The 11,763-nt window shown below is 70.3% G+C and carries 8 protein-coding genes; 3 read left to right on the top strand and 5 right to left on the bottom strand.

From position 1 onward, the window contains the following. Positions 1-254: 254 nt before the first annotated feature. The 4 genes from ACH47Z_RS35290 to ACH47Z_RS35275 all read right to left on the bottom strand — a co-directional run bounded on the left by ACH47Z_RS35290 (position 255) and on the right by ACH47Z_RS35275 (position 7,145). Positions 255-2,384, bottom strand: coding sequence for a 3-hydroxyacyl-CoA dehydrogenase NAD-binding domain-containing protein (locus tag ACH47Z_RS35290; RefSeq protein WP_399081145.1), 2,130 nt, complete (start codon positions 2,382-2,384; stop codon positions 255-257). Then, positions 2,381-3,598: a thiolase family protein gene (locus ACH47Z_RS35285; protein WP_399081143.1), complete on the bottom strand. Its 1,218-nt coding sequence runs from the start codon at positions 3,596-3,598 to the stop codon at positions 2,381-2,383. The genes ACH47Z_RS35290 and ACH47Z_RS35285 overlap by 4 nt, the downstream gene beginning before the upstream one ends. Positions 3,599-3,697: 99 nt before the next feature. Continuing rightward, the gene (locus tag ACH47Z_RS35280; protein WP_399081141.1) at positions 3,698-4,735 is read right to left on the bottom strand and encodes a LacI family DNA-binding transcriptional regulator; all 1,038 of its coding nucleotides are present in this window, start codon (positions 4,733-4,735) and stop codon (positions 3,698-3,700) included. 25 nt (positions 4,736-4,760) lie between these two features. Then, positions 4,761-7,145 carry a glycoside hydrolase family 2 protein gene (locus ACH47Z_RS35275; protein ID WP_399081139.1) on the bottom strand — a complete coding sequence of 795 codons (2,385 nt, stop codon included), beginning with the start codon at positions 7,143-7,145 and terminating at the stop codon, positions 4,761-4,763. A gap of 181 nt (positions 7,146-7,326) precedes the next feature. Here ACH47Z_RS35275 and ACH47Z_RS35270 point away from each other — a divergent pair, with 181 nt between their 5' ends. From ACH47Z_RS35270 to ACH47Z_RS35260, 3 genes are read left to right on the top strand one after another with little or no spacing between them, the layout of a single operon-like run. Next, on the top strand, positions 7,327-8,646 hold the full coding sequence (locus tag ACH47Z_RS35270) for an extracellular solute-binding protein (protein ID WP_399081138.1): 1,320 nt from the start codon (positions 7,327-7,329) through the stop codon (positions 8,644-8,646). After that, complete coding sequence (locus ACH47Z_RS35265; protein ID WP_399081136.1) at positions 8,646-9,509, top strand: carbohydrate ABC transporter permease; 864 nt, start codon at positions 8,646-8,648, stop codon at positions 9,507-9,509. The genes ACH47Z_RS35270 and ACH47Z_RS35265 overlap by 1 nt, the downstream gene beginning before the upstream one ends. Continuing rightward, a complete protein-coding gene (locus ACH47Z_RS35260; protein WP_399081134.1) occupies positions 9,506-10,336 on the top strand; it encodes a carbohydrate ABC transporter permease in 831 nt (276 codons plus the stop codon). Before ACH47Z_RS35265 ends, ACH47Z_RS35260 begins: the two co-directional genes overlap by 4 nt. Before the next feature lie 2 nt (positions 10,337-10,338). Here the strand turns inward: ACH47Z_RS35260 and ACH47Z_RS35255 are convergent, their stop codons facing one another. Continuing rightward, the gene (locus tag ACH47Z_RS35255; RefSeq protein WP_399081132.1) at positions 10,339-11,631 is read right to left on the bottom strand and encodes an HRDC domain-containing protein; all 1,293 of its coding nucleotides are present in this window, start codon (positions 11,629-11,631) and stop codon (positions 10,339-10,341) included. Positions 11,632-11,763 lie beyond the last annotated feature (132 nt).

Raw genomic sequence — 11,763 nt, 5'->3', positions numbered from 1 at the left:
TGTCGTGGTGGTGAGGTTCTCAGTCTGTCATGGGCGGGGAAGCGCTCGGCGGCGGTGAGAGGCCGGGCGCGGGGCGTCTTCGGCCAGGGCGCCGACCGGCGGCCCTTGCCACCTCGGCCGAGAGCTGCTGCCTTCGGCCGGCCACGGCCCGGTCACGGCGGTCCGCTGTGACCTCGACCGAGTCGGGCCCGACTTCCCCTGAGCATGCGAAAGGGCCCCCGCCGCCGCGGGGGCCCTTCACACGGTCACCGGTGTTACGCCGGAACCGACGCCACGCCCGGCGCCAGGAACTTCTTGCCGTTCACGCGCTCGGAGACACCCTCACGGTCCAGGTACGGCGTGATGCCGCCCAGGTGGAAGGGCCAGCCGGCGCCCGTGATCAGGCAGAGGTCGATGTCCTGGGCCTCGGCGACGACACCCTCGTCGAGCATGAGCCCGATCTCCTGCGCCACCGCGTCGAGCACCCGCGCCCGCACCTGCTCCTCGGTCAGGACGGAGTCGCCCTGCTTCAGCAGCGCGGCGACCTCCGGGTCCAGCTCCGGCTTGCCGCTGTCGTACACGTAGAAGCCACGCTTGCCCGCCTCCACGACCGCCTTGAGGTTGGGGGAGACCGTGAAGCGCTCCGGGAACGCGCCGTGCAGCGTCTCGGAGACGTGCAGGCCGATCGCCGGGCCGACAAGCTCCAGGAGGACGAGGGGAGACATCGGCAGGCCCAGCGGCTCCACCGCCTTCTCCGCGACGTCGACCGGGGTGCCCTCGTCGATGACGTTCTGGATCTCGCCCATGAAGCGGGTCAGGATGCGGTTCACGACGAACGCCGGCGCGTCCTTGACCAGCACCGCGGTCTTCTTCAGCTTCTTGGCGACGGCGAACGCGGTCGCGAGCGACGCGTCGTCCGTCTGCTCGCCGCGGACGATCTCCAGCAGCGGCAGCACCGCGACCGGGTTGAAGAAGTGGAAGCCGACGACCCGCTCGGGGTGCTTGAGCTTCGACGCCATCTCCGTCACCGACAGCGAGGAGGTGTTGGTCGCGAGGATCGCGTGCGCCGGGGCGACCGCCTCGACCTCCGCGAACACCTGCTGCTTGACACCGATCTCCTCGAACACGGCCTCGATGATGAAGTCCGCGTCCGCGAAGCCCTCGGCCTTGTCCAGGACACCGGTGACCAGCGCCTTGAGGCGGTTGGCCTTGTCCTGGTTGATCCGGCCCTTGCCGAGCAGCTTCTCGATCTCGGCGTGGACGTAGCCCACACCCTTGTCGACGCGCTCCTGGTCGATGTCGGTCAGCACGACCGGCACCTCCAGGCGGCGCAGGAAGAGGAGGGCGAGCTGCGAGGCCATCAGACCGGCGCCGACGACGCCGACCTTGGTGACCGGGCGGGCCAGGTTCTTGTCCGGGGCGCCGGCGGGACGCTTGCCGCGCTTCTGGACCAGGTTGAACGCGTAGATACCGGCGCGCAGTTCGCCACCCATGATCAGGTCGGCGAGGGCGACGTCCTCGGCGTCGTATCCCTGCTGCAGGTCGCCGTTCTTGGCGGCGGCGATGATGTCCAGGGCGCGGTAGGCGGCCGGAGCGGCGCCGTGCACCTTGGAGTCGGCGATGAAGCGGCCCTTGGCGACGGCCTGGTCCCAGGCCTCACCGCGGTCGATCACCGGACGCTCGACGGTGACGTCACCCTTGAGGACGTTCGCCGTCCAGATCAGCGACTGCTCCAGGAAGTCGGCGCCCTCGAAGAGGGCGTCGGCGATGCCGAGGTCGAAGACCTGCGCGCCCTTGAGCTGCTTGTTCTGGTTGAGGCTGTTCTCGATGATGACCGAGACGGCCTTGTCGGCGCCGATCAGGTTCGGCAGCAGCGTGCAGCCGCCCCAGCCGGGGACCAGGCCGAGGAAGACCTCGGGCAGCGAGAACGCCGGGATCGCCTTGGAGACGGTCCGGTAGGAGCAGTGCAGACCGACCTCGACGCCACCGCCCATCGCCGCGCCGTTGTAGTACGCGAACGTCGGGACGGCGAGGGCCGACAGGCGCTTGAAGACCTCGTGGCCGCCCTTGCCGATGGCCAGCGCGTGCTCGTGCTCCTTGAGGATCTCCACGCCCTTGAGGTCGGCGCCGACCGCGAAGATGAACGGCTTGCCGGTGACACCGACACCGACGATGGTGCCCTCGGCCGCCTCCTTCTCGACCTGGTCGATCGCGGCGTCGAGGTTCGCCAGCGAGGCCGGGCCGAAGGTGGTCGGCTTGGTGTGGTCCAGGCCGTTGTCCAGCGTGATCAGCGCGAAGCGGCCCGCGCCGAACGGCAGCTCGAAGTGGCGTACGTGGGCCTGGGTGACGACCTCGTCCGGGAACAGCTCCGAGGCCTGCTTCAGAAGCTCGGTGGTGGTGCTCACTTGTCCCCCTCGAAGTGCGGGTTCTCCCAGATGACCGTCGCGCCCATGCCGAAGCCGACGCACATCGTGGTCAGGCCGTAGCGGACGTTCGGCTGCTCCTCGAACTGGCGGGCCAGCTGCGTCATCAGACGGACGCCGGAGGAGGCCAGCGGGTGGCCGAAGGCGATGGCGCCGCCGTACTGGTTGACGCGCGCGTCGTCGTCCGCGATGCCGTAGTGGTCGAGGAAGGCCAGCACCTGGACGGCGAAGGCCTCGTTGATCTCGAACAGACCGATGTCGGAGATGGACAGACCCGCCTTGGCGAGGGCCTTCTCCGTGGCCGGGATCGGGCCGTAGCCCATGACCTCCGGCTCGACGCCCGCGAAGGCGTACGAGACGAGGCGCATCTTGACCGGCAGGTCGTGCTCGCGGGCGAAGTCCTCGGACGCGATGATCGACGCGGTGGCACCGTCGTTCAGACCGGCCGCGTTACCGGCGGTGACCCGGCCGTGCACGCGGAACGGCGTCTTGAGGCCGGAGAGGTTCTCCAGGGTGGTCCCGGGGCGCATCGGCTCGTCGGCGGTGACCAGACCCCAGCCGGTCTCGCCGCTGTCCGGGTTGGTGCGGCGCACCGAGATCGGCACCAGGTCCTGCTGGATCTTGCCGTCGGCGTACGCCTTGGCGGCCTTCTCCTGCGAGCGCACCGCGTACTCGTCGGCGCGCAGCTTGGTGATGTGCGGGTAGCGGTCGTGCAGGTTCTCGGCGGTCATGCCCATGAACAGCGCCGACTCGTCGACCAGCTTCTCGGAGACGAAGCGCGGGTTCGGGTCCACGCCCTCGCCCATCGGGTGGCGGCCCATGTGCTCGACGCCACCGGCGATGACGGCGTCGTAGGCACCGAAGGCGATCGAACCGGCGGTGGTGGTGACGGCGGTGAGGGCACCGGCACACATACGGTCGATCGAGTAGCCCGGCACGGACTGCGGCAGGCCCGCGAGGATGCCGGCCGTGCGGCCGAGGGTCAGACCCTGGTCACCGATCTGCGTGGTCGCGGCGATGGCGACCTCGTCGATCTTCTTCGGGTCCAGACCGGGGTTGCGGCGCAGCAGCTCCCGGATCGCCTTCACGACAAGGTCGTCGGCGCGGGTCTCGTGGTAGATGCCCTTCGGGCCCGCCTTGCCGAACGGGGTGCGGACGCCGTCGACGAAGACGACGTCCCTGACGGTACGAGGCACGATGGCTCTCCTCCAGAATGGGACGCTGAGCGCTTGCTCACAACCATGCTACTTGTGAGTAATGTAGCTGCCCAGTCCCCCCGGCCGTAGCGGCGAACGTCACACCTGCGGAGGGGCCGTCGACCCCCTCGGCGTCAGCACCGGCGTCGGCACCGGATGCGACCCCGCCCCCTCCCCGGTGATCACCCCGAACAGCGTCCGGGCCACCTCCGCTCCAAAACCGTGCACGTCGTGACTCATCGCCGACAGGGTCGGATGAGTCAGCCGGCACAGCTGGGAGTCGTCCCAGGCCAGCAGGGACACGTCGGCAGGTACGCGCAACCCCATCTCCGCCGCCACCGCGAGCCCCGCCACCGCCATGATGTCGTTGTCGTACACGATGGCCGTCGGCCGGTCCTGCGGCGCGGCTATCAGCAGAGACCGCGTAGCCCGCGCCCCCGACTCGCCGGAGAAGTCGGTCGCCACCTGCCACGCCCCGGCCAGCTCCAGCGCCCGCGTCGCCTCGTCGAAGGCCGCCGCGCGGATGCCGGTGTGGCCGAGGGCCGCCGCCCCGCCGACGCGGGCGATCCGCCGGTGCCCGAGCGCCGCGAGATAGCGCACGGCCTCGGTGACGGCGGTGGTGTCGTCGGTCCACACGGAGGTGAGCCCGCCGGTCAGGGACGGATGCCCGACGGCGACGGCGGGCAGTCCGAGCCGCCGGGCCACCGGCACCCGGGGGTCGTCCGCGCGCAGGTCGACCAGGATCGAGCCGCCGATGTGCCGCCCCTTCCACCACGACTCCAGCAGCCCGGCCTCCTCCTCGGGGCCGCGCACCAGCCGGAGCAGCAGCGAGCAGGAGTGCTCGCTCAGCACGCTCTCCACACCCGAGACGAACTCCATGTAGAACGGCTCCAGACCGAGCAGCCGGGCCGGCCGGCAGATCGCCAGCGCCACCACGTCCACCCGCGCCCCGGCCAGCGACCGCGCGGTGCTGTTCGGCGCCCACCCCAGCTCCCGGGCCGCCGCGAAGATCCGGTCCCGGGTGGCCTCCGACAGCCCCGGCTTGTGGTTGAAGGCCAGCGACACGGCCCCCTTGGACACCCCGGCACGCGCGGCGACGTCCTTGATCGTCACGCGGGCGGGCGGCGGCGAGGTCATCAGACGGGCTCCACACGATCGGGCTTCATGCGTCGGACTCCGTGCGGTCGGGCTCCATGCAGTACAGGGCGCGGCGGGCGGCGGACGGATCGGGAGTCCGCCCGCCGGTCACCCCGATCGTGACCCGTTCCCCGGGCAGCAGCGTGACCAGCCCGCGGTCGGCCCGCGCGGCCGGGTCCAGCCGGTCGGCCTGGAGCAGCAGATCGCGCACCAGCGTACGGGCCGTGACCGTCACCGACCCGGGGGCCACCTCCACGTCGAACTCCGGCCACGGGTACGGGATTTCGCGGTCCGGTGCCGGGAAGTACAGCGCCCGAAGCACGTCCGCGTCGGCGACCAGGAACTCCTTCGGTCCGTCGGGCCGCAGTTCGCGTGGTACGGCGAGGTCCGTGACCGCCCTCGGCCCCGCGTCCAGCGCCATGCTCGCCCCGCCCAGCACCTCCCCGTCGACACTCATCCGGCGCAGGGTCACCGACCCGGACCAGGCGTCGGCGGACTGGTTGACGGCGGCCAACACCAGCTCACCGTCACGCACTTGGAGCGTGAGCAGCCGGTCCGCGTACAGCCGCCTCAGCTCGTGGTAAAGGGGCTTCTCGCGTCCGTCGCCGTCGATCGCCGCCCACGAGGTCACCGGCCAGCAGTCGTTGAGCTGCCACACGACCGTGCCCGCGCACACCGGCCAGTGCGCCCGCCAGTGCTCGATCCCGGCGGCCACCGCCCGCGCCTGGTTGACCTGGGTGAGGTAGTGCCAGCGGGCGAAGTCCCGTACGGGAGTCGCGAAATGACGGGCCAGTCCGCGCTCCAGCTTGCCGTTGCCGTCGTCGGCCTTCTGGTGGTGCAGCATGCCGGGGGAGTCCGGCGCGAGATCCTCTCCGGGCAGCGCGCGCCGCAGCGTCGCGTACGCGGGCGGTGCCTGCCAGCCGAACTCGGCCACGAAACGCGGCACTTCGGCGCGGTAGACGGCGTAGTCCTCGCGGTTCCACACCTCCCACGAGTGATGCGTGCCGTGGGCCGGGTCGTTCGGATGGTGGTCCCAGGATCCCGACCACGGACTGCCCGCCGTGTACGGCCGCGTGGGGTCCAACTCGGCGACCACGCGCGGCAGCAGCCCCAGGTAGTACCCCTCGCCCCAGGACTCCCCGGCCAGCCGCCGCTCCCAGTTCCAGTCCCTGAAGCCCCACAGGTTCTCGTTGTTGCCGTTCCACAGCGCCAGCGAGGGATGCGGCATCAGCCGTACGACGTTCTCGCGAGCCTCCGCCTCGACCTCGCCGCGCAGCGGCTGCTCCTCCGGGTAGGCGGCGCAGGCGAACGGGAAGTCCTGCCAGACCAGCAGGCCCAGTTCGTCGCAGGCGTCGTAGAAGTCCTCGCTCTCGTAGATCCCGCCGCCCCACACCCGGACCAGGTCCACTCCGGCGGCGGCCGCCTGTCCGAGCCGCTCCCGGTACCGCTCGCGTGTCACGCGCGACGGGAACGCGTCGTCCGGGATCCAGTTGACGCCCCGCGCGAACAGCCGCTCTCCGTTGACGACGAGGGTGAACCCGGTGCCGTGCGGGTCCGGCCGCCGGTCCAGCTCCACCGTGCGGAAGCCGACGCGCCGCCGCCACACGTCCAGCGGCGCCTCCTCGTTCAGGAGAGTCAACTCGACGTCGTACAGCGGCTGTTCACCGTATCCGCGCGGCCACCACAGCCGTACGTCCGGCACCCGCAGCCGTACGACTCCGGCACTGCCGTCCAGCCCGGCCCGCACCGTCTGCCCGCCCGCCCGGGCCTCCACGGCGAGCCGCGCCGCCGCGTCCGTCCGCCCCACCTCGACGTGCAACTCCACGACGCCCGCGCCCTGTTGGACGGTGACGAGCGGGCGCACCCGGCTGATCCGGGCCGTGGACCAGTGCTCCAGCCGCACCGGTCGCCAGATCCCGGCCGTGACCAGGGTCGGTCCCCAGTCCCAGCCGAAGGAACAGGCCATCTTGCGCAGGTACGGGTAGGGCTCGGGGTAGGCGGCGGGCCGCTCGCCCAGCCGGTCGCGGACGGCCTCGGCCTCCGTGTAGGCGGACGCGAAGCGCACCGCCAGCCGGCCCTCCAGTCCGGTCACGTCGAGCCGGTACGACCGGTGCATGTTCCGTGTCCGGCCCAGGAGTCGACCGTCGAGCGTGATCTCGGCGGCGGTGTCGAGCCCCTCGAAGACGAGATCGGTCCGCTCATGCCCCGGCACCACGCCCAGCCCGGTCGCGTACCTCCACGCCCGCCGCCCGACCCAGGCCACCTCGGTCTCGTTCCGCCCGAGAAGGGGGTCCGGGATCACCCCGGCGGCGAGCAGATCGGTGTGCACGCATCCCGGTACCGCGGCGGGCAGTTCGCGTCCCTCGTGCTCCAGGATCCATCCCTCGCCGAACGGCGTGACCTCCAGCATGCGCACTCCCTAAACCGCTCTACTCCAGCACTGGGCGTACTTTCCGCATCCTTGGCGGGATTGGGACTTTACCGGTTGAGGAAAGCGCTGTCAGAGTGCCGAATCAGCCAACCCCGCACGTGCTCTTCCGTCACCGCGTCACTTCGGCGCGTCGTCACTTCGAGAACGGGAGCTGATGCACATGAACCGCCGTACGACCGCCCTCGCCACGGCCGTGGGAGCCGCCGCTCTCCTCCTCGCGGGCTGCACCGGTACCGGGGGCACCACGAAGGCCGCGGACGCCAAGGCGCCCACCGACCCGGCGACGGTGAGCGGGACCATCACCGTCCTCACCCAGCGCACCGACCTCGTCCAGGACGGCACGATGGACCGGTACGCGGCCGCGTTCAACCGGACGTACCCGAAGGTGAAGGTGAAGTTCCAGGCCCTCACCACCTACGAGTCCGAGGTCAAGATCCGGATGAACACCGAGAACTACGGTGACGTCCTGATGATCCCCGGCGTCGTCAAGAAGAGCGACTACCCGAAGTTCTTCGCCTCCCTCGGCACCCAGGCCGAGCGGTCGAAGAAGTACCGGTTCACCGACTTCACCGCCGTCGACGGCAAGGTGTACGGCCAGAGTCCCATCGGCGTGATGCCCGGCTTCGTCTACAACAAGCGCGTCTGGAAACAGGCTGGCGTCACCCAGTGGCCCACCACCCCGGCCGATTTCCTCGCCGACCTCAAGGCGATCAAGAAGAAGACCGGCGTGGTGCCGTACTACACCAACTTCGCCGCCCAGTGGCCGCTCACGTCCTGGACGTTCGTCAACGGCTCGGTGCACTGTGACACCGGCGCCACCACCAAGCTCGCCGACGGCAACCCCTGGGCCGAGGGCGCCGACCTGCGCGTCGGCGACACCCTGCTCTACGACATCGTCCACCAGGGCCTCGCCGAGAAGGACCCGACGACCACCAACTGGGAGGCGTCCAAGGGCCAGTTGGCCAAGGGCAAGATCGCCACACAGTGGCTCGGCACCTGGGCGATCATCCAGTTCCAGGACGCGGCGAAGAAGGCCGGCCAGAACCCGGACGACATCGGCTTCATGCCCTTCCCGGCCCAGGTGGGCGGAAAGTTCTGCGCGGTCGTCGGACCGGACTACAACCAGGCCGTCAACATCCACTCGAAGCACAAGGAAGCGGCCCGCGCCTGGATCGACTGGTTCACCGACAACTCCGGCTACGACAAGGACAACCTGGCGATCTCCCCGCTCAAGAACGCGTCCCTGCCGACGGTTCTGAAGCCGTACGAGGACGCGGGTGTGAAGCTCATCGAGCTGAACGACACCGACGGCGCCAGAGTCAAGCTGATCGACTCCGAGTCCGAGGTCGGCATCAACACCCCCGACTACCGGCAGAAGCTGGTGGACCTCGCCCGGGGCGTCGGCTCCGGCAGCCTCGACGACTTCCTCGCCGGCCTCGGCAGGAAGTGGACCGAGGCCGAGAAGCGGGTGGGCTCCTGATGAGGTGGCGCACGGTGACCCCCTGGCTGTTCCTCCTCGCGCCCCTCGCCCTGCTGATCACGTTCACCTACGCGCCGATCGCCAACATGATCGCGTACAGCTTCACCGACTGGGACGGCGTCAGCCCCGAACTCCACTACACCGGCGGCCACAACTACGCCGAGATCTTCACCCGGCAGGACCTCTTCGAGGTCTTCTTCGTCAGCGGCTACTACCTGGCCGCCTCGGTCATCCAGATCGTCGCCGCGCTCTACTTCGCGACCATCCTCAGCTTCAAGGTCCGCTTCCGGAACTTCTTCAAGGGCGTGCTGTTTTTCCCGTCCCTGATCAACGGGGTCGCCATCGGCTTCGTCTTCCTCTACTTCTTCCAGGACGGCGGCACCCTCGACACCGTGCTGCGCCTGTTCGGCGTCCACACCGACCACGCCTGGCTCGGCACCCCCGTCTCCGCGAACGTCTCCCTCGCCGGTGTCTCGGTGTGGCGTTACATGGGCCTGAACTTCGTGCTCTTCCTCGGCGCGATCCAGTCCATCCCCGGCGAGCTGTACGAGGCGGCCGAGCTGGACGGCGCGAGCCGCTGGCAGCAGTTCCGGTACATCATCGCGCCCGGCATCAAACCGGTGGTCACGCTCACGGTGATCCTGTCCGTGTCCGGCTCGCTGTCGGTCTTCGAGGTGCCGTACATCATGACCGGCGGCGCGACCGGCACCGAGACGTTCGTGACGCAGACGGTGAAGCTGGCCTTCCAGTACAACAAGACGGGGCTCGCCTCGGCCGCCGCGGTGGTCCTCCTGCTGATCGTCCTCGCGGTGACCTGGCTGCAACGCCGGCTGGTCCCCGACGACCGGGCGGACCTCGTATGACCCGCCGCCGCCTCGTCCGCGCCCTCGTCTACGCGACCCTGACCGCGGCCACGCTCGTGGTCCTGCTCCCGCTCGGCGTCGTCCTGCTCACGTCACTGAAGTCGTCCCAGGAGATGACGGACGGCAGCGGCGCCCTCACCCTCCCCGACGACCTGCTGAACCCGCACAACTACGTCACGGCGTTCCAGGACGGCCGGATGCTTCAGGCCTTCGGCAACACGCTCTTCATCTGCGCCTTCGCCATCGGCAGCACGGTCCTGATCGGCTCGATGACGGCCTACGCCATCGACCGCTTCACCTTCCGCCTCAAGAAACTGGTCGTGGCCCTGTTCCTGCTGGCCGCGCTGGTCCCCGGGGTGACCACCCAGGTCGCCACCTTCCAGATCGTCAACAGCTTCGGCCTCTTCGACACCCGCTGGGCGCCGATCGTGCTCTACATGGGCACCGACATCGTCTCGATCTACATCTTCCTGCAGTTCATCCGCTCGATCCCGCTCTCCCTGGACGAGGCGGCCCGCCTGGACGGCGCGAACGCGTTCACCATCTACTGGCGGATCATCCTGCCGCTGCTGAAACCGGCGATCGCCACGGTGGTGATCGTGAAGGGGATCGCCGTCTACAACGACTTCTACATCCCCTTCCTCTACATGCCGTCCCAGGATCTTGGCGTGATCTCGACGTCCCTGTTCCGTTTCCGCGGCCCCTACGGCGCCCACTGGGAGATCATCTCGGCGGGCACGATCCTGGTGATCCTGCCCACCCTGATCGTCTTCCTCGCGCTGCAGAGATTCATCTACAACGGGTTCATGCGAGGGGCGACGAGGTGAGGTCAGGCGCCCTGGGCGGACAGCGCCTTCACCAGGACCGGCGTCACCTGCTCCACCTGCCACGGACGCGCGCCGTACCCCGCCAGCGCGGCCTCCACGGACCCGGTGTCCACCATCTTCGGCGGTTCCCAGCAGATGCGCCGCACCGTGTCCGGGGACACCAGGTTCTCCTGAGGCAGGTTGAGCTGCTCGGCCAGAGCGGTCACCCCGGCCCGGGCGGCGGACAGCCGGGCCGCGGCGGCGGGATCCTTGTCGGCCCAGGCACGCGGCGGCGGAGGCCCGGCCACGGGCTGACCCGGCTGCGGCAGCGCGGCATCCGGCAGGGCCCGGGCCCGGTCGACCGCGGCCTGCCACTGCTCCAGCTGCCGCCGCCCCATCCGGTGCCCGAACCCGTTCAGCGCGGACAGGGCGTGCACCGTGCCCGGCACAGCGAGCGCGGCCTCGACGATGGCCGCGTCGCTCAGCACCTTCCCCGGCGACACGTCCCGGCGCTGGGCGATGCGATCACGCGTCTCCCACAGCTCCCGTACGACACCGAGCTGCCGGCGCCTGCGCACCTTGTGCATCCCGGACGTACGACGCCACGGATCCTTCCTCGGCTCGGCCGGCGGCGCGGCCGCGATCGCGTCGAACTCCTGCAGGGCCCACTCCAGCTTGCCCTGCCGGTCCAGCTCCTTCTCCAGGGCGTCGCGCAGGTCGACGAGCAGTTCCACGTCGAGGGCGGCGTACCGCAGCCACGGCTCGGGCAGTGGGCGGGTCGACCAGTCGACGGCGGAGTGGCCCTTCTCGAGGACGTACCCGAGCACGTTCTCGACCATGGCGCCGAGGCCGACCCGGGGGAACCCGGCGAGCCGGCCGGCCAGCTCGGTGTCGAACAGCCGGGAGGGGAGCATGCCTATTTCGCGCAGACACGGCAGGTCCTGGGTGGCGGCGTGCAGCACCCACTCGGTGCCGGAGAGGGCCTCGCCGAGCCCGGACAGCCGGCCGCCGACCGCCACCGGGTCGATCAGCGCGGTCCCCGCGCCCTCGCGGCGCAGCTGCACCAGATAGGCCCGCTGGCCGTAGCGGTAGCCGGAGGCGCGCTCGGCGTCGACGGCGACGGGGCCGGAGCCGGCGGCGAAGGCGGAGATCACCTCGGCGAGGGCGGCCTCGTCGGCCACCACGGGCGGAATGCCCTCGCGGGGTTCCAGCAGCGGTGTCGGCGCCCCCGTCACAGAAGATCCGGCGTCGTCCGGAGGAGTGCCTCCGGTGGTGCGCAGGGAGCTGTCTGCTGCGGTGTCTTGGGCGTCGGTCACCTGTCAAGGGTATCCGTGTATCGACGGCGCCCCGCGACGGGAACGTGCGGGGACGGGGGCCGGAGGGGCGGTAAACCGTCAGCCCCGGGGCACACCCCCCGGGCGGGGGGGGGGCGGGGGCGGGGCCCCACC

Origin of the sequence: Streptomyces sp. NPDC020192, assembly GCF_044388685.1 — a bacterium.
Classification (GTDB): Bacteria; Actinomycetota; Actinomycetes; order Streptomycetales; family Streptomycetaceae; genus Streptomyces.
This window is presented reverse-complemented; position numbering and strand designations above follow the sequence as displayed.